The organism is Pseudomonas agarici (assembly GCF_900109755.1).
Classification (GTDB): domain Bacteria; phylum Pseudomonadota; class Gammaproteobacteria; order Pseudomonadales; family Pseudomonadaceae; genus Aquipseudomonas; species Aquipseudomonas agarici.
Genome location: NZ_FOAR01000029.1, coordinates 15,823 through 35,017, shown reverse-complemented (window position 1 = coordinate 35,017; position 19,195 = coordinate 15,823). Strand labels below are relative to the sequence as shown.

Here is a 19,195-nt window from a genome sequence, read left to right as displayed (position 1 = left end):
GACGGGGCAACGGTGAGGCTCTCCTGATCGTGGGAAATACCTGGGCCGGAACTCTCCAGCAACGCCTGCACCCGATTGGGCCAAACCAAAAACCGCACGGTCCTAGCGCCCGCACCTGCCCTCCCTGGCTGCAATCTGCTTGCCGCCCTGCTGCCCTACTTCTTGCGCCTGCCCATCACGCTGCTTGCCTTGTCGTGCCAGGCCCACCAACCGTGGAATCAGCGGCCCTTCCGGCAGGTGCCGCCAGAAACGTCCGGGCAGGTGCTGGCGCATCGCATCGGGGTTGACCCGGGCCGGATTGAAGGTGTGTCGGTAGTAGGTTAGCCATAATTCGGCACCCGGATCGTCGGCATGGCGAGCCCACTGTCGCCACTCCTCGGGACAACAGCGTCGATAGTCCAACACCTGCCCATCGAAACGGATAGCGTCACGAGATGTCGCAATCAGCCAACGGTGCCGCCCCAATCGCTCGGCGAAATGGCCACTGGCGCTTTCGAGGATGTCGTGGGCCGGCTCGTGGAAAGCCACCAGATCCAGTTGCAGCCGTTCGGCGAGTGCTTCAGGCAATGGTACGAAACGCACAAAGGCATGCAGATGATGGGCTTCGCGGCGGACCTGCCGGATCCGTCGCTGCAGCTCGCTGCCCAGACGATCACCAGCGAGCATGGCGGTGCGATCGCCGTGGGCGACACGCCAGAGCACTTCGTAGAGCAGGTTCCAGCGCTGCTCACCGCGATAGCGCCCAGCCTGTTCGAGCTGGGCCAGCAAAGTCGCCGGGACTCGTGCGAAAAACAGCCCACAGCCTTCTGGCAACGGTGTCGGCACGGCCAGCAGATCGTCCATCGGACCTTGCGCCCAAGTCACATCGACCGGATCGATACCGTGGCCAAGCAGTACCCGCGCCTGATCGCGCCAGATGCCGAAGTCGTCATTACAGTCCAGCGCGATCATCCCCACAACCCCATCTGCAGCGGTGCCTGGGGCTCGCGCAAGCGCGCCCGCAACAGGCCGCTGCACATCTGCGCCTGAGGCGGTCGATAGTCGCTGGTGACGATGAAGGGCCGGGCCTTGTCCAACACGCAGCGCAGCTGGATCAGGTCGTCATAGCGGATACGTCGCTCACGGCGCAGCGCCACCAGGCGTTGCACGCTGCGCAGGCCAATCCCCGGAATACGTGCCAGCAACGCCGGCTCGGCGCGGTTCACATCCAGCGGAAAGATCTCGCGATTAGCCAGTGCCCAGGCGAGCTTAGGGTCAATGTCCAGCGCCAGGTGGGTGGATTGGGTCAACAGCTCGCTGGCCTTGTAGCCATAACCGCGCATGAGGAAGTCGGCCTGGTACAAACGATGTTCACGCAACAATGGCGGCGCAGCGAGAGGTACGCTGCTGGGGCTGTCGGGGATCGGACTGAATGCCGAGTAGTAAACGCGCCTCAAGCCATACCCCTGATAGAGCGATTCGGCGTTGCGCAGAATGGTACGGTCGTCGCTGGCATCGGCACCGACGATCATCTGGGTGCTCTGCCCCGCCGGGGTAAAGCGCGGCGCTTTGATCTCGCCGGCCACCGCCTGTTGGCCGTGGTGGATGGTGCCCATAGCCTGACGAATGGTGGTCAATTGCTTCTCCGGCGCCAACAGCTTGAGGCCCGCCGCCGTGGGTAACTCGATGTTCACGCTCAGGCGGTCCGCCAGGCGCCCGGCCTCCTCGATCAACAACGGGTCGGCGTCGGGAATGGTCTTGAGATGGATGTAGCCCCGAAACTGGTGCTCCTCGCGCAGCAACCGCGCCACCCGCACCAACTGTTCCATCGTGTAGTCGGCCGATCGGATAATGCCCGAGCTCAGGAACAGCCCGCTGATGCAGTTGCGCCGATAGAAGTCGAGGGTCAGACGCACCACCTCCTCCGGCGTGAAACGCGCCCTCGGCACGTTACTGGAACGGCGATTGACGCAGTACTGGCAGTCGTAGAGGCAGAAGTTGGTCAGTAGCACCTTGAGCAACGAAACACAGCGACCATCGGGGGTGTAGCTATGACAGATACCCATGCCATCGGTGGCACCGATCCCTTCACGACCTCGGGAGCTGCGCTTGGGGGCGCCGCTGCTGGCGCACGAAGCGTCGTACTTGGCGGCGTCGGCGAGGATGCCGAGCTTGGCGATAAGCTGCATGGGATCTATCTCTATACTGATTATTCATACAGTATTCCGAGATACGATTCCGTGCAAGCGTCTTCAAGAACCGGATAAAAAAGCGAATAGGTCGCTCATCATCAAAAACAGATAAACCTTATTCAGGACGGGACAACACCAACAAAAAAGGCCCACCTTTCGGTGAGCCTTTCTAGACCGCCCAGCAGAGCGGATTTTATCTGGTAGGCGCGATTGGACTCGAACCAACGACCCCCACCATGTCAAGGTGGTGCTCTAACCAACTGAGCTACGTGCCTGCTGTGAGGCGGCATTCTACGGATTTGCGCAAGTGTGTCAATCTCTTTTTGCCGCTAAGTCTATGAATAAGCGAATTTTTATTTTTGCCTTCGACAGCGCCGATGTTTCGAGTGGCTGGCGGGGGTATTGCATCTGAGGTAGGATCGGGCCACTCGTAAAAAATATAAAACAGAGGTTGCAGGATGGCGAACACCCCCTACCCCCAGTCCTATTACGCCGCATCGGCCAATCCGGCTACCGGGCGCCCGGCCCTCCAGGACGATATCGAGACCGACGTATGCGTGATCGGCGCCGGCTATACCGGCCTCTCCAGTGCTCTATTCCTGCTGGAAAACGGTTTTCGGGTCACGGTACTGGAAGCCGCCAAGGTCGGCTTTGGCGCCTCGGGCCGCAACGGCGGTCAAATCGTCAACAGCTACAGCCGTGACATCGATGTGATCGAACGCAGTGTCAATACCAAACAGGCGCAACTACTCGGGCAGATGGCCTTTGAAGGTGGCCGGATCATTCGGCAACGAGTCGCCAAGTACAACATCCAGTGCGACCTGAAGGACGGCGGCGTCTTCGCGGCCATTACCCCAAAACAGATGGACCACCTCCAATCCCAGAAGAAACTCTGGGAGCGTTATGGACATACCCAGTTGGAATTGCTGGATCGGCGCCGTATCCGCGAAGTGGTCGATTGCGGTCACTATCTGGGGGGCATGCTCGACATGAGCGGCGGCCATATCCATCCACTCAACCTGGCGCTGGGCGAGGCGGCGGCGGTCGAATCCCTCGGCGGCACGATCTACGAGCAATCGCCGGCAGTACGTATCGAGCGCGGTGCCCACCCGCAAGTGCATACGCCGCAAGGCAAGGTCAGGGCCAGGTTCATCATCGTCGCGGGCAACGCCTATCTGGGCAACCTGGTACCGGAGCTGGCCGCTAAGTCGATGCCGTGCGGCACCCAGGTGATCGCCACCGAGCCACTGAACGAAGAACTGGCGAAGTCGTTGCTGCCGCAGGATTACTGCGTGGAGGATTGCAACTACCTGCTGGACTACTACCGTCTTTCCGGCGACAAGCGCCTGATCTTCGGGGGAGGAGTAGTTTATGGCGCACGGGATCCGGCGAATATCGAGGCGATCATCCGGCCGAAAATGCTCAAGGCCTTCCCGCAACTCAAGCATGTGAAGATCGACTATGCCTGGACCGGCAATTTCCTGCTGACCTTGTCGCGCCTGCCTCAGGTGGGTCGCCTGGGTGACAACATCTACTACTCCCAGGGCTGCAGCGGCCATGGCGTGACCTATACGCATCTGGCGGGCAAGGTGCTGGCCGAAGCCCTGCGCGGACAGGCCGAGCGTTTCGATGCCTTTGCCGACTTGCCGCATTATCCGTTCCCCGGTGGCCGGCTGTTGCGCACGCCGTTTACTGCACTGGGGGCGTGGTACTACACGATGCGGGACAAACTCGGGGTTTAAGAGTCTGAAGGCGCTGCGCCCAACGACCGTTCCCAGGCGAAAACGTGGGAACGCTCATGGCAAGCGATCAATGCCCGGCAAGGGCCTTGGTCGCCTTGGCGGCCGCCTGCTCCTGTCCTGCCCGGGCCAATTCATCGGCGGCTTGCAACCAGCGCCGTTGATCGACTTGAGCCGGCAATTGTGCCGGCGACTGGATCAGCACCGCCCAGCCACCGGCACTCTTCCAGGCCGAAGTGAAGGTGGCGAAATCCATCAGCATCCGACGGTTCATCCCCGCCCGCAACAATACCGTCTGCTTGGTCCGGTTGTAGCCAGCCAATACGGCATAACGCGGCTCGGACCAGAAACGCCCCTCATTGAATCGCACCATCACCGGATAGCCGGCCGCGACCTGAGTCAACAACGCCGGCAACTCGGAGTCCAGCGGATAGACCACCATTGCATACTCGCGCGCCAGCACCTGCATATTGCGCTGCAGATCCGCCTCGCCCCCCGGCAACCTCAATGGCTTGTCCAGAAGCCCCGGCGTCACGCTCACGCCCTGCTGCGAAAGCATGCTGGCCAGCGCCCCCGGACCGCCCTGATAAGCCTCGCCACGGAAGAACGGCACCCCGTTAAGCTCCACACGCTCCGGCAAATTCTGGATTGGCGGCTGGACGCTGCCGGCACAGCCGCCCAGGGCTAACAACAAAGCTCCCACCATCAACAATCGACGGGATGGCATGGGGCGCAAATGGGTCAATCCCTCAAACATCTTCACTCTCTTGATCAGGTGCCAGGCAAGGTCAGCCCCGGCTCGGGTCTTGATCATAGGTCCCGCTTACGCGCAGGTATAGCTTTTCATCACAGTTTATCTAATGCCATAGAACGAAATGACTGGGCGAACACGACCTTTGGTCAATAGCCTGAAACATGCCAGCGGCTAGACTAATCCTCAAGCGAAACGAAGTGAGCGGCCCTTCGGGGCGAAGGAGGCACTGATGAGCCTTATCGTGACAGTTACACTGTTGATCCTGGGTTGGCTGGCGGTCGCGGCAGCCATGCTGTGGGCAATCCTGAGAATCTCGCGGCGCCATCCCCCGCAGGCCGCGCCCTCGCAACCGAAAGAAGCCGCCCCATCACAGGGACGCACCGTCAGCGCCCACTAATGAGATTTCCCACAAAAGCCGCCTGAAACCAGACGGCCTTGATGATTATGGAGGCGAATCAGGCCTCCACCGCCTCGCGATTTTGCCGGGCACGACGAGCCAGCATGTTCAGGCCCTCGATCACCGCCGAAAAGGTCATGGCGGCGTACACATAACCCTTGGGCACATGGGCACCAAAACCTTCGGCAATCAGCGTCATGCCGATCATGATCAGGAAACCCAGGGCCAGCATCACGACAGTCGGGTTGTCGTTGATGAACTTCGCCAGCGGCTCGGAAGCCAGCAACATCACGGCCACCGCCACCACCACCGCGATCACCATGATCGGCAGGTGTTCGGTCATGCCTACCGCAGTAATGATGCTGTCGATCGAGAAGACCAGGTCGAGCATCAGGATCTGGCCGATAGCCGCGGCGAAACCCAAGGCAACCCGCGAGCTCTTGTCCTCGGATTCCTTGGCTCGTGGGTCCATGCTGTGATGAATCTCCGTGGTGGCTTTCCAGACGAGGAACAGGCCGCCGGCGATCAAGATCATGTCCTTCCACGAAAACCCCTGGCCGAACACGTCGATCACCGGTGCCGTGAGCTTGACGATATAGGCGATAGTACCAAGCAGGGCCAGGCGCAGGATCAGTGCCATGCCGATACCGACTCGCCGCGCCTGGGTGCGAAACTGCGCGGGCAGCTTATTGGTCAGGATCGAAATGAAGATCAGGTTATCGATGCCCAGCACGACTTCCATGACGATCAACGTCGCCAGGGCAATCCAGGCGGTGGGGCTGACAGCGAGTTCCAACAGGTATTCCATGATTCAGTCCTGGCTCCGGGTAAGCGACTTAGATTTCCTGGGACGACTTTTCAGTCTCTTCCGCAGGTTTCGACGGGTTGAGCGGCAATCCCTTGATCACCTCACTGAGAGCCTGGTCGGCAGCCTTGTGCGTGTCGTCGAGGGCTTGCTTGGCCGTTTCAGCCGCTTTGCCCAGCAGTTGCTGGGCGCTTTTCTCCGCCTGGTCGCAACCACCGAGCAGCAGCAAGGTGGCCATCAGCAGCGAAGTAGTCATGATCGAAGGGTGTTTCATCCAGGGCTCCTACTAATTGTTCCCAGGCGCGCCTCTCAGTTGGCTCGCCGATAGCGCTGTATTGTAGAGAGCGCAATACTTCAGAAAAATTCGTATTTTCAAGCGCTATACTTCGGTTTTTACGAAGTGATGATCGCAATGCTCAATTATCGACAACTGCACTATTTTTGGGTGGTGGCCAAGACCGGCAGCATCGTGCGCGCCTGCGAACAACTGAACCTGACCCCACAAACCATCAGCGGCCAGATCAGCCTGTTGGAACAGACCTTCGGTGTAGAGCTGTTGCGCAAGGCCGGACGCCAACTCGAACTGACCGAGGCCGGCCGCCAGACCCTACCCTATGCCGAGCAGATGTTTCAGTTGGGCAACGAGCTGGAGGCCATGCTGCGGGCAGAACCCAAAGAACAGCAGGTGCTCTTTCGGGTCGGAGTGGCGGATGTGGTGCCCAAGTCCATCGTCTATCGACTGATTGCCCCGACTATGGAACTGGACGAACCGATCCGAATTACCTGCCGCGAAGATAAGCTCGAACGCCTGCTGGCGGACCTGGCCATCCAGCGCCTGGACCTGGTGATTTCCGATAGCCCGATGCCGACCCACTTGGATATCAAAGGTTACAGCCAGAAGCTGGGTGAGTGCGGGATCAGCTTTTTCGCTACCAGGGCGCTGGCGCAACGCTACGGCGACACCTTCCCGAACTGCCTGCAGGGTGCGCCGCTACTGATTCCCGGTCAGGAAACCGTCGTGCGCAGCCGGTTATTGCGTTGGCTTGCCGAACAGAAGATCCAACCGAAAATTGTTGGAGAGTTCGACGACAGTGCCTTGATGCAGGCTTTCGGACAATCCGGCAGTGGCTTCTTTATCGCTCCGAGTGTCATCGCCGATGAAGTGTGCAAGCAGTATGGCGTCAAGCTGATGGGCCAAACCGATGCAGTGAGCGAATCCTTCTATGCGATCTCGGTGGAGCGCAAGGTCAAGCATCCGAGCATCCTGGCGATCACCGAAGGCGCCCGGCGCGAGCTGTTCAGTGGCCTGTACGGTTAGGCAGTCCATGGCCGAGACGCTGGGACGAGTCATAGCCGGGCTATGGCGGGCAACGGCAACGCAGGCCAGGGTTGGGTGGTGACTGCCGAAATTGCCTAACAGAACTCACCACACAGGCCGCTAGGCAGTCACCATGCGCGACTTGACGCCGATCAGAATCAGGCTTAGCACCATCGCCAACAGGATAAAGCCGGCGGCAGCAAAACCGAGGCTGCCCAAGCCCACACTGTCGATCACCCGTCCACCCACTATGGCTCCCAGACCGATTCCCAGGTTGGCGCCGGCGATATTCAGTGATGCGGCAAAGGCCGGCGCGCGCGGCGCAACCTTCATCAGCCGGACATGACTAACCACGAACAACGCCGACTGGGTCACCCCCCAAACACCTAGCGCCACCGTCAGGCCCAACGTGGAATGAATATTGGGCACCAGCGCTACCATCGCACCGATCATAAAGGCGCAGAACACCAGCGAGGCAATCAACGGATGGCGGTCGACCAGGCGCCCGCCCAAGGAGTTGCCGATCAGCCCGACCGCGCCGAATGCCATCAGACACCAACCGACGATGGTGCCGTTGAAACCGGCCAGGCGCTCGAGAATATCCGCCAGGTAGGTGTAGACCGTGAACATGCCGCTGAAGACCAGGACCGACAGCATCACATGACCGATCATCAAGGGCTGACGCAGTATCCCAAACTGCGCGCGTAGCGACACCTGTTCCAGGTGCAAACGGGTCGCGGGCAAGTATCGCCACAGCAACAAGGCCTTGATCAAGGCCACCACCGCCAGGATCGAAAAAGCCACGCGCCAGCCCCACGCATCAGAGATCAACGTGCCCACTGGGATACCGAATACCGTGGCACAAACGATGCCCAGGCCGATCTGCTCAATCGCCCGGCCCGCATAATCCGGCCCGACAATATCCACTGCTGTTTCACTGGCAAGGGCCCAGAACACCGGCAATCCCAGTGCCGGCAGCAAACGGGCACTCGCCATGACCCAGATGTTCGGAGCCAGCGCCGCCACGGTATTAGCCAACCCGAACATCACCAGGATGGCAATGAACAGGCGCCGCCGTTCGAAGCGGGAAAAGTAGGCGGTCAGGAACGGACCAAAGGTCGCCACGGTGAAGGCAAACAGAGTCACCAACAAACCGGCCTGGGGAATGCTGATCTCCAAGTCGCGAGCAATCGAGGGCAAGATCCCGACAATGACGAATTCGGTGGTCAGCACGGTAAAACCGGCGGCCGACAACAGGAGAATGGGTAACAGCATGGATAACTCCGCAAACCAGAACGTCAGCGACTGCCCGAAGGCTCGCTGAAAAGAGGAAAAGTGAGGATGGAGCGATTGTAACAGAGCATTTATGACAAAACGCGAATCATGGTCTGTCGCTGAAGGATATTGTGAAGGGAAGCCATGACACGCGCCCGGGGAAATCGTGGGCCCTTCGTGGACAAGCTCCGCGCCACCGGGGCTATATTCTTCATAAGCTCGCTATCTTCGAGCACACGGCATTACCCCGAGGCACTTCAGTACCAAGCGCCCCAGGGCGATTACATTAAGCGCCGATAAAATCGCGCTTGCCGATTTCCACGCCGTTGTGACGCAGGATTGCGTAGGTCGTGGTCACGTGGAAGAAGAAGTGTGGCAGAGCATAGCTCAGCAGGTACGACTGGCCGCTGAAGCGCTTCTCTTTCGGGGTGCCCGGACGGGTTACGATCTCAATGCCCTCGTTGCCATCGATCTGCTCGGCACTAATGCTGTCCAGATGAGCCAATACCTTGCTGATCAGCGCTTGCAGTTCAGCGAAGCTGGTTTCGGTATCCGGGTAGGACGGTACCTCGATCTGCGCCAGACGCGAAGACACGCCCTTGGCAAAATCGACCGCGATCTGCACTTGGCGCGCCAGTGGGAACATGTCAGGAGCCAGACGAGCTTGCACAAATACGCTTGGGTCAATGTTCTTGCTCGTTGCGTGGGCCTGCGCCTTGTTCAGAACATCGCTCAGGGCACTGAGCATCTGTTTGAAGACTGGGACGGAGGCGGCGTACAAGGAAATGGTCATGAGAATCTCACAGCGAAGATGGCAGGAATGAAACCACGCGATTATAGACAGGCTCGGCGGCATGGCGGCTTGTCTTTTTACACCGGGAAGTCCTAGGCTAGTGGCCTTTCAACGCAGAGGGGACAGCACAATGAGCACCGAGCAAGAGACTTGCGTCGACCAATCACGACTGACCAGCACGGAAATCCGCATCCTCGGCTCCTTGATTGAAAAGCAGGCCACCAACCCGGAAACCTATCCGCTGACGCTCAATGCGCTGGTCCTCGCCTGCAACCAGAAAACCAGCCGCGAACCGGTGACCTACCTCAGTCAGGGCCAAGTCGGACAAGGCCTTCGCACCCTTGAAGGTCAGGGGTTCACTCGGCTGGTGATGGGCAGCCGAGCCGACCGCTGGGAGCATCGGATCGACAAGGCGCTGGAGCTAGTGCCAGCGCAGGTGGTATTGCTCGGTCTGTTGTTCCTGCGTGGACCGCAGACAGTCAATGAACTGTTGACCCGCAGCGGCCGAATGCACGAATTCGAGGACACCGAGCAGGTGGCGCACCAGCTGGAGCGCCTGATCGCTCGCGGCCTGGCACTGTTGATTGCACGCCAGGCCGGACAGCGCGAAGATCGCTACACCCACGCCCTGGGCGACCCGGTTGATATCGAAACGATCATCGCCGCTCGCCAGCAGGGCTCTGAACGCGGGAGTTCCGTCAGTGTGTCGGCGGAGCGAATCGCAGAGCTGGAAGCACGAATTGCTGAGCTGGAAGAGCGACTTACCCGGCTGGAGCAGTAACCTCCAGGATTCGGCTGACGCCATCAAACACGATCTACCCCTGCCCTCGAGTACCTGAAAAATCCGCGAGTCTACTTTCGACTCCGCTAAAGCAGATTTATTTATGGCGCAGCCTAATTCAAACTTGCGGTTTTTACAGGCTCGTATCTTATGCAAGCCATTGCCGCACCATCCACGTAAAAAGCCGGTATTATTTCCTCATAATCGATCTTTGCGAGTTTGTCATATATTTGCTTTAAGTCCCTAATCTGCTTGGCAGTTAGCGACAACGAGCCTTCTTGATATTCATCAACAAACTCCCGAAGATCTACCAAATGAAATCAATGACATCCTTTGTCCTTTTTACTCTAGTAGCTATATCCTTCGAAACGTAAATTGTAGCTGGTTTCCACTAGAAAAACGCTTTAACGCGCCATATGCAGAGAAATATTGTCCCCAGTTAATATTAATGCTGTCATTAACGGCAGAAAACTCATCAAAAAAGCTGGGGCGCTGTTTTTACTGAATTCAGTCTATTTTTTATTAACTTATCCAGCATCTCATAAAGCCTCTTTAAACTTCCAGAAGCTCCTGAAATATCAAATTAGCCGCAATTTGCCATTGAGCCAAAATAAGAAAACATAGGATAAACATCAATACTAAGTGCAGCATAGTCAAACAGCATCCTGAGGATGCTCATCGTTAGTAGTCACAACTTACCCTTCCCATTTAATAGATTACGACAGGATTCATTGCGTAATAATTTAGAAACACAAGCACTTAAAATATCGAACAGACTTATTTCTACAAAAATATAGCAATAATGCGCTACGATGAACTTAGCCTCGCTACTATTTCTGATAGATTTCTGGAAACTCATGAAAAATTTCCAAATACCTCCACCGCGCGTTTGATGTGCGAGCCCCAAGCAAGAGCAGGTGCCGAAGCTGAACGCCATATATTAGTGAATTGAACTGAGAGACCATGACACCTAGCCGCGATTCCTGTGGCTTGAGTCATCGTTTCGATAGCGTATTTGCAGCATCAATGCCCGAAAAAGGCGAGCACCCACTCTAAAAATGCCGGCCAAGAAAAGGTGTCATTTCTTCGGCCAAAGCGACTATCGCCCACTAATTTGTGAGCATATCCATAAAAATTTATAAAAATTAATAGTTACAGCGATTAAATGTAAAATTATAATCACAGTCAATCACGTCATTTATCACCACTTAGCTATTTCAGGACTTTACAGAGAGCAAATTATAAATCAGCCTATAGAGGCCCCACAAATGAGCTATCATTATATATTTCTCCAATTAAAATCCGACCGGGATTATGGGAGTTTAGTTAGGTCTAATATAGATCAGACAGCATGGACACCACCGAAAAAGATCAAAGCAACTGAGCTAGAGTGCAAATATGCCAATCCAACCGGCATCAGATACAAGGAAAAAATATACTTGGTTATCAGAGAAGATCGAATTGTTAATTTTTTCAATAAAATTATCTTCATTGAAATCAAAGAAGGCACTGTAATCGAAACAGACTTTACGTCTCATGAAACCATTGTTCCATTTCATATATCATCAGCTTCTTATGTGTTTTACCAAGAAAGTCGCGGGACCTTGAACGTGGCTTCTCTAGGCTGGGAAAACAACACCCCGAAACTCGCCAGCCTCAGCACTCTGGACAAAAAACTAAAATCTTATGACATCATTGGCTATCCATCTATTGCGCAATATGTTGGTCAACCGGGAAATAGCCCACGAGTTTTCTATGTCAATACCAATGGAAAGCTCGCTAGCTTTCAGATTAACTGTACTCGTCAAACAATTGGCAATCCAAAAGACTACGACCTGGAGATCGCTGGCAGCCCTAGCGCGGTAGTCTGGCAGGACAACTATATAGTTCTATATAGGACCAACAATAACAATTTGTATTGCGCCCTTTTTAACGCAATTGAATCCGGCGACGCCGAAGAAGGAGATTTCATTGAAAAATATAATCTTTCGGAGAGCAGCATAATCAGAGCATTTAGTTCACCTTCGATCATTCTCGACGATGAGAATAATTTACTATACATCTATTTTATAGGCGGAGACAGCAAACTCAGAAAGAGCACTATTGATATGAGTATGAAATTACCTAATATTTCAGTCTCCACGGTTATTGATTCTGAATATGATTTTTCTTATAGTTCAGGAGCCGCCCCATTTGCGATTTCCTCTGATAAGCGCCTAGATTAACGACTTAGCTCTATAACTCACTGCGTAGCACTGGAACGAATCACAATCCGACATGGGAGGAACAGCAGCTTGTGGTACCGAAATTGACGAACAAAACTAGCTGCACAGACACTAGTAGCCCTTGTAGTTATTTCGTTTACCCAAAAGCACCGCGAAGACAGTGCATTTTTTGAAATAGATAAAATATTAACCAACCAGGCTACTAGACCATGATCTTTTTATCGGCAATGACGCTCTTAGAAAACTTATCTGTCAATGACTATCTTGACCTCACCTCACAGAAAGATAATTTTGATTCAGTAAAAAGTCCAAGCTAGCTAAATTTCTAATCAATCATAAAAGACTCATGAGTGCGGCTTTTGCAATTATTTGTGTTTTGTTATGACACGCCATTTTTTTGCTTATAATCTTTAAATGATAATCAACTGCAGCTTTGGTGAGAAAAATTTCGCGTGCGATTTGTTGTGCTGTCATTCCGTCGGCTGTAAGGCGGAGTATGCCAAGCTGCTGAGGTGATAAGTCACTGGCGACAAGTTTATATTTTGTTTTTTTTCCTAATTCAGCTATGTCGATAGCTGTTTTGCAAATCAGATAAGCATCTGCCGCCATGGCTTGCACTTGCGCATCTGTTACCATAGTTTCACCTGCGAACGACATGTATGCAACAGAACCATCCTGCAATGGAAAACAATAAGTAACCCCATCCTTCATCTCATTGAAGTGACTAAGCAACTCATACATATGGGTTTTTTTTCGAAAAATTCTATGCCATATCATGTAATCCTGATCACCTATCGAATTGATTCTCGGATCAATTCTCCAGAATTCACGCTCACAATAGAGTTTTACCAACTCACGCGGATAATTACAGAAAGCATACAAGGGTGGAGAAGAAACAGGTAACGGTTGCCTCATTAGCAAACCAAAATAATTGAACCCTAACCTTTCTCGCACGAGAGTTTGAATCTCGTTGATCTTTGTTAGGTGCAACTTAACGCAGTGAAAATCCCAGGATTTATTATATCTGCCTAGCCGAGCAAAGTTGTCTTCCATGACTAATTCCTTTTGTCGCCAATCCGTTATTATTGTTCATAATTATCCAAGATAATATCTAGCCACCTGGTGCCCTGTATGGTGAGTCTGTTAGTCAGTTTCGATGCCACAAACCCCTGGCCTTGCATGGCTGTTTCTCGTCCTAGCAGGCTATGACTGGTTACAGCGTCTTGGCCATGAATTTTCGGCAGCCGAATTTGAACGAACTAACCCTACGGACCACTCGCAAATTAGTCACTATCACTAAGCCATTTAAATGGCCGTACCTTTACGCCCCTCACAATTTTTATGTATCAGTGTATCCCCATTGGCAGTTAACGCACAACTATGAAAATTACTAGTTTTCCTGAGCTGCAGTGAAAAACAGCCTTAACTCAAAATCGCCTGTAGACCGATTGCAAAGCAGCACGACCATTTTTCATAAGCATATCGTAGCTATATTATTTCAACGAATAATAATGCAATAAAAATATCGTACCTAATCATCTAACTGAATCGCTCTCGTTGCATCTTTTATATTGCAGATTTCTATTTTTTGTCAATAAAATAAACCATCTATAATTTCAGCCCGAATAAATTCGCACGGATAGTATTTATAATTTCGCCTCATATGCAAAATCCTTTTGCTTCTACCAAAAAAAATAGTAGCTTAAGGCATTATAGCAAATTTATGACTTGCAATATATAGGGGCGATTTGGCGCAAAAATCCCCCCTAATATAAGTTTACAATATACTCATTAGTGCAGCTTTAGCGATCGCCTGAGCTTTGTTTTTACAGCAGAGTTTCGACACTATATTTTTTATATGAAATTGTACAGTGCTTTGAGTTAAAAAAATATGTACCGCGATTTGCTCAGCAGTCATGCCATCTGCCGACAATCTGAGTATTCGTAGCTCCGGGGCTGTCAAAAGCCTCCCACACACATTATATGTTACTCGTCGCTTCTCCAACAAAACATTGAGTGCCGCTTTGTACACATTATACACTTTGAAAAATATCGATTGGGCATACATTTTTGTAACTGACTGCGGCCCTGCAAAAGAAATACTAGCGATAGAACCATTACACTGAGGAAACCGATAAGTTACCCCATCTTTAATTTCCTGGTTATCCTCTAGTAACTTAGCCACAGGATTTTTCTTATCTAAACTGAGGCTCCAGATCGTAAAATCCTCTCTGTTTAGATAATTAAAGACCGGGTCAATTCTCCAGCATTGTTTTTCGTCGTAAACTCGATTGAACTCCTCCGGAAAATTATTGAAGGTGTAAACTATTGGAGCTGAGGCCGGCAATGGAAGCTTGTGGGTAAAAGAAAAATAGTCGAATCCAACAGCCTCCTGAGCAAGCCTATGTAATTTATTCAATTCGCTTAAATGAACGTTGACCCGGTGAAAATCCCAAGACTTCTCATTATTCAGTCGCGACATTTGCCCTCCTCGGCCATTTGGCAACTTTTGACTCAAAACCGGAGCAGAATAGTTCTTATTGCATGAACTGATAACTTTTCAGCTATATGCAAAGGTCATCCTCAATTTAGTTCAGGTGCTTAAACTCAGGCACATGTTTAAATACCTATACCAAAAAGCTGAACGGGTTCGTGACAAAAAAATTTATATGCCAAATCCTTCCTCCTTGTGTGCTTACCTGCCACTTGGGATACTATTTGTACCTGCCCTGTACATATCACCACTCCTGTACAAACTCTACCTAGCTGTACAATTCCTTCTCGTTTGTGCACCTCTCCTTGCACCAATTTTTACTGTACAAATTTTAGAAACTGTACAGTTTTTATCATCTCGTAAACAAAACCATCAACAGCGCCGCCTGGCAACGAACCTCGCTCTGTAACTGGTTAGCCCCGTCTTCTTATCATTCTAATCGAGTATGATTCTTATTACGAGAGCATTAGACTTTAGTATAAAATGCTGGACAAATCTTGTTATACCGTTGGCAATAAATGGCGTCAACAAATCTCCGCAAAAATTTTGACGCGGCTGAGCATCGCGTAACAAAAATGTAATAATAGAGCTGGGCAATCAGGCAGCGAAGCTCAACGAGAGGAAACAACGAAAAATTATCAGGTAGGTAAAAGTGCCAATTGGCAATATGCGAGGAGGGATATCTCCTTCCGTCGAGGCGGTTAAATCACCGCCCTATCGGGCAATTTGGCACCGACGGCCACGGAGCTAAAACTTAAAGATGCTGAAGCAAATTTTCAATATCTGAGATAATAATTTGAACGACCAGGGTATTTACCATCGATATGATATCCCATGCGGTCAATCTCCTTGGTTGGTGATAGGTACGCTTCAGCCAACGACACCCTTTGCATTAGTAGTCTGTGTGACGAGTTCTACCAAGAAGGTAAGGCAAAGCAGACGAGCAAGCATCGTTGATAGATTGCCAATGGGCATCACGATACCTGCGCTTAACACCGCATGGGAAGTGCAAATATACCAGTCAGATTTGGCGTCATAAGCCCTCCGGCCAGCGCTACCGGTATTCGCCATCGCGGACTCTGGCCGGTCACGGCGCCTCGCCATGCACTTCTAGCATGCGAACTTGAATTAGGGTACTAACCAGAATTTTATAGTGAAATGAAATGCTCTCGCCAGTGCGCAGAGGATTCGATAACGATATCGTGGAAGGGGAATAGATCGAAACTCTAAAACTAATAAAAATAATAAATCCAGCAAGCGGAAAAATATATAGTATCCCTTACCGAGCAGCGCTAATTATTTCAATAACAAATGGAATTGGCGCCAATGCTGAAACACCGAATATCGGCACCGGTGGAGCCCATTATAAAGATGAACGCTTTCATCTTAGAGCTTTATAATTTCATAAATTAAACTGAAGAACCTTCCCGATAATATGCCGTATACAGAATAATTAAAAATTACATAGCAAACATATCATACTCACTTGTGAAAAAACCTAGGAGTACATCATGCTTGAATCGTTTACGTGGAATCCCCAAGAAAACCAAAACTACAGCCTACCGGGGACGAATGAAATCAGTCTTCCTTCCTTTAATAAGGACCCCGCAAAATCGTTTTCGATGACTCCTCCAGCCGGAACCTTGACATTACTTTCTAGCGAATCGTCAGAATGGGGAGGGAGCTTCGATGCTACACTCCCACCTTCTGAGATTAATCTTAGCAACTCCACGCTTATCATGCGAGCAGTGCCCAATCAGCCAACAGATATCGTTGATTTTTCTATTGGGCCATACATTCCAAAAATGATCCCACATCCGTTGGTGATATTTGTCATTAGCGATTCTTCATTCGAAGCAAAGAATTTCAATACTATCAAAGCGGGTGGTCCTGCCTCTTTGGTGATTGGTATGGCGGCGGCTATCCATCTCGATCTGACGCTGAAAGGCACCAGCCTTTATCAAGTCGAATGTCTCAACTACGCCAGTACTAAAAAAATGCAAGTCATGGGTTGCTCAACTGCAAAAATCCGGGCGGAGGATATTCTACTGACATTCAGTCAATATAATATTTCGAGATCCTCGCAACCTTCGTCACAACCTCTGTCGCAACCAGATCATTACTCTCTGAATGTGGAGGCGACAACAGGCACTATAACGTTAGCCGAAACCGGTATGGTATTCAGTGAAAAAGCATGGGGTAAATTAAAAAGTACAAACATTATCTTACGCAAGAACATTGGAATAGCCGTTAACGATGACGCATCTGTGACATTTGTCACTGACCTCGTCTCATTTTATGACGTCGCGACTACTGCACAATTTTCAATTGCCGATAATGCAAATATAACATTCCAGACCTATTCTGGAGGTTATCCCTTTGATTTTAAAAACGAAAAATTAGTATACCCTGAAGGCTTATTCAACCTTCAAAAAAATTGCAAAGGGAAAATCATTCTTTACGGTATCGGTAGCGCATTCGATAAAAGCGTTATGTTGAACAAGAAGATTGTTGCAGTCGACGGTGTACCGCAATCTGACGACAAAATGGTCAATTTTGAGTACGTTCGTGGCGAAGGTAACACTCAGAATATGGTGTTATCGCTCAAGTGAATTGACATATATCATTACGCTCAGCCATACATCCGTACTCATCAAGCAGAAAACAGAATGACTTTTGCTTGATGAGTACACTGCCGTATGTAATGACAACCTTGTCCAGAAGCTAGCTGTGAATGCACGAGAGCAAATTCCAAAAAACTTCACCCGCCCCCCATTCAACCGAAAAAAGTCATCGGCGCTAAACAACTAATACCCGTTGTTTAGCGCCGCTTGGTCGTAGCCCTTCGAATGGTGCCTCGCACGACGTAAGTGCCTCCCTTTTTCTCCAACCTATCATGGGTGTTTCAGCGATGGCGATCATCCACCCTTGCAAATCAATCAACCCTTGTGCATTCAACCTGAGATGTAGCTGTTGCGGTGAATGCTTCCAACCGGGTTTGAATTGGGTGCGCGATAGACTGTTGTTCAATTAGCGTCATCCGCTGGCCTGTGTCGAACGGCTCGGTTGGTCGCCGAACAGCCAGTCCTAGATGTGGGTGTGGATACAAACTTTGATGGGAACAGTGGTTGATGGAGCGCCTAGCTCATACGTGCGTTTTCCATCATATAGTGCTTCTTCGGCTTTAGTACAACTACCTCATTTTTCGACCCCAAAATGGGGCCGAAAAATGATGAGGGTAAAAATTTTACCTGGCAGCTAAATACCTAAACATCTATTAGTGCTACTTGAGCTTCCGGTACATCCGTTTCAAACATCTTCAGCTTAACCCGACAGGCGTTACCGTATTGCTCATACAACACTACATTAATAGGATAGTTTTGTGCCTGACCAGAAGATCCGGATAGAGTTTGCTTTACGATCACCACCGGGAGGCTTCCGGATACTCGTTGAGGGGAGAGCGATATAGGAAATTTAATTTTTCCAAGGCAATATCTATAACTTCGCCCAAGTAGTTTATACCTATTTGGTGCCTCTCCAAAAATATCTCCCTCTTCTTTATTTATGTCCCAAACATAATAAGTAAAAACCAGCCTGCTACCCAAGCAATACCTTCTAAGCCATTGCAGATCATGATTATAAAATACCCTTTCCAACTGTTTTATCTCATCAGGGGTTTTATGATCCTTACCGTCATCGCTATTCACAGGGGTTATTTTTGACTTAATGAATGATTTGTCATTTTCCTTAAGTCTAATAAATGCCTGTTTTGCATAGAAAGCGGGGCGCTCATCCGAATTGATAGAACTTTCGCAAGTGGTGTCTAACTCTTTCCAGGGAGAGTATTCAATTACGCAATCGTCTTTACCATAATTTCTAGGCTTAATGGTACGAAAATCGACATGAGAGCTGAGAGTCCCGCCGAATGCAGTGGTAAAAACCTGGCCACTTCCAGGCAGCGTTACTTTAACCGCAACTCGCTTAGCACGACTCGTTGTCTGAAACAAACAATGCACATAAAAATCAATAACCCTTACAGAAGCATCGGCGCCTTCAAGAGAATATAACTCATCTTTTACTGAATCAGGAAAGCCCATATTAGGTATAGAATCGAATCCATTCGGGCGATCCGCATAGTACCATCCCTCCTCCGTTGGAGGACTGTCGTCGTCAGAACTCTTAATTAGCTCTTTACTATCATCGTAATCGATGAGCTTTAAGCTCTGCCGCACCTCCGAGTCAGGCAGATCGCTTTCGCTAAGTGCATCTCCATTTGAATCAAGAGGTGAGATATATACCAAAACCTTTAACATATTCAAGCCATTGCTATATATAGGCAGCTCGCTTCTAATTGCCGATATAGAGAAGCGCCCGTTACGTACCCACTGTTTGCTTTCTGCAACAACCATAATACACCTCGTTTTCTACAGCATTAGAAACTAG

16 protein-coding genes and 1 tRNA gene are annotated in these 19,195 nt (G+C 51.0%); 6 read left to right on the top strand and 11 right to left on the bottom strand.

What is annotated here, in order from left to right; all coding sequences use genetic code 11:
• Positions 1–102 precede the first annotated feature (102 nt).
• The 3 genes from BMX68_RS21475 to BMX68_RS21465 all read right to left on the bottom strand — a co-directional run bounded on the left by BMX68_RS21475 (position 103) and on the right by BMX68_RS21465 (position 2,446).
• On the bottom strand, positions 103–951 hold the full coding sequence (locus BMX68_RS21475) for a TIGR03915 family putative DNA repair protein (RefSeq protein WP_017131477.1): 849 nt from the start codon (positions 949–951) through the stop codon (positions 103–105).
• Entirely contained in the window at positions 948–2,168 is a 1,221-nt protein-coding gene (locus BMX68_RS21470) for a putative DNA modification/repair radical SAM protein (protein ID WP_017131476.1), read from the bottom strand. The genes BMX68_RS21475 and BMX68_RS21470 overlap by 4 nt, the downstream gene beginning before the upstream one ends.
• Positions 2,169–2,369: 201 nt before the next feature.
• Positions 2,370–2,446: transfer RNA gene (locus BMX68_RS21465), tRNA-Val, on the bottom strand.
• 183 nt (positions 2,447–2,629) lie between these two features.
• Between BMX68_RS21465 and BMX68_RS21460 the strand changes: the two genes are divergently transcribed.
• Positions 2,630–3,913, top strand: a complete 1,284-nt coding sequence (locus BMX68_RS21460) for an NAD(P)/FAD-dependent oxidoreductase (protein WP_074862601.1) — start codon at positions 2,630–2,632, stop codon at positions 3,911–3,913.
• Between the two features lie 67 nt (positions 3,914–3,980).
• Here BMX68_RS21460 and BMX68_RS21455 read toward each other — a convergent pair whose 3' ends face one another.
• Entirely contained in the window at positions 3,981–4,724 is a 744-nt protein-coding gene (locus BMX68_RS21455; protein WP_017134029.1) for a peptidase C39 family protein, read from the bottom strand.
• 169 nt (positions 4,725–4,893) lie between these two features.
• Between BMX68_RS21455 and BMX68_RS26010 the strand changes: the two genes are divergently transcribed.
• Complete coding sequence (locus BMX68_RS26010; protein WP_017134030.1) at positions 4,894–5,061, top strand: hypothetical protein; 168 nt, start codon at positions 4,894–4,896, stop codon at positions 5,059–5,061.
• Between the two features lie 58 nt (positions 5,062–5,119).
• Here the strand turns inward: BMX68_RS26010 and BMX68_RS21450 are convergent, their stop codons facing one another.
• Positions 5,120–5,869, bottom strand: a complete 750-nt coding sequence (locus tag BMX68_RS21450; protein ID WP_017134031.1) for a TerC family protein — start codon at positions 5,867–5,869, stop codon at positions 5,120–5,122.
• A 28-nt stretch (positions 5,870–5,897) separates the two neighbouring features.
• A complete protein-coding gene (locus tag BMX68_RS21445) occupies positions 5,898–6,140 on the bottom strand; it encodes a hypothetical protein (protein ID WP_017134032.1) in 243 nt (80 codons plus the stop codon).
• Positions 6,141–6,278: 138 nt separating this feature from the next.
• Between BMX68_RS21445 and nhaR the strand changes: the two genes are divergently transcribed.
• Positions 6,279–7,184, top strand: coding sequence for a transcriptional activator NhaR (gene nhaR / locus BMX68_RS21440; RefSeq protein ID WP_017134033.1), 906 nt, complete (start codon positions 6,279–6,281; stop codon positions 7,182–7,184).
• Between the two features lie 120 nt (positions 7,185–7,304).
• Here the strand turns inward: nhaR and BMX68_RS21435 are convergent, their stop codons facing one another.
• Together BMX68_RS21435 and BMX68_RS21430 are read right to left on the bottom strand one after the other, a co-directional pair.
• A complete protein-coding gene (locus tag BMX68_RS21435) occupies positions 7,305–8,459 on the bottom strand; it encodes an MFS transporter (RefSeq protein WP_017134034.1) in 1,155 nt (384 codons plus the stop codon).
• Between the two features lie 286 nt (positions 8,460–8,745).
• Positions 8,746–9,252 carry a DUF1993 domain-containing protein gene (locus tag BMX68_RS21430; protein ID WP_017134035.1) on the bottom strand — a complete coding sequence of 169 codons (507 nt, stop codon included), beginning with the start codon at positions 9,250–9,252 and terminating at the stop codon, positions 8,746–8,748.
• A 130-nt stretch (positions 9,253–9,382) separates the two neighbouring features.
• Between BMX68_RS21430 and BMX68_RS21425 the strand changes: the two genes are divergently transcribed.
• Positions 9,383–10,033: a YceH family protein gene (locus BMX68_RS21425; protein ID WP_017134036.1), complete on the top strand. Its 651-nt coding sequence runs from the start codon at positions 9,383–9,385 to the stop codon at positions 10,031–10,033.
• Positions 10,034–11,301: 1,268 nt separating this feature from the next.
• Positions 11,302–12,258 (top strand): hypothetical protein, encoded by a 957-nt coding sequence (locus BMX68_RS21415; RefSeq protein ID WP_060783757.1) that lies wholly within the window; start codon positions 11,302–11,304, stop codon positions 12,256–12,258.
• A 333-nt stretch (positions 12,259–12,591) separates the two neighbouring features.
• Here BMX68_RS21415 and BMX68_RS21410 read toward each other — a convergent pair whose 3' ends face one another.
• Together BMX68_RS21410 and BMX68_RS21405 are read right to left on the bottom strand one after the other, a co-directional pair.
• Positions 12,592–13,311 (bottom strand): helix-turn-helix transcriptional regulator, encoded by a 720-nt coding sequence (locus BMX68_RS21410; protein WP_060783758.1) that lies wholly within the window; start codon positions 13,309–13,311, stop codon positions 12,592–12,594.
• Positions 13,312–14,035: 724 nt separating this feature from the next.
• Complete coding sequence (locus BMX68_RS21405; protein ID WP_060783759.1) at positions 14,036–14,740, bottom strand: LuxR family transcriptional regulator; 705 nt, start codon at positions 14,738–14,740, stop codon at positions 14,036–14,038.
• Between the two features lie 1,523 nt (positions 14,741–16,263).
• On the opposite strand from BMX68_RS21405, the gene BMX68_RS21400 reads away from it, so the two are divergent.
• Positions 16,264–17,364, top strand: coding sequence for a hypothetical protein (locus BMX68_RS21400; protein ID WP_060783760.1), 1,101 nt, complete (start codon positions 16,264–16,266; stop codon positions 17,362–17,364).
• 654 nt (positions 17,365–18,018) lie between these two features.
• On the opposite strand, the gene BMX68_RS21395 is transcribed toward BMX68_RS21400, so the two are convergent.
• Positions 18,019–19,161 (bottom strand): hypothetical protein, encoded by a 1,143-nt coding sequence (locus BMX68_RS21395; protein ID WP_017134038.1) that lies wholly within the window; start codon positions 19,159–19,161, stop codon positions 18,019–18,021.
• Between the last annotated feature and the right edge of the window lie 34 nt (positions 19,162–19,195).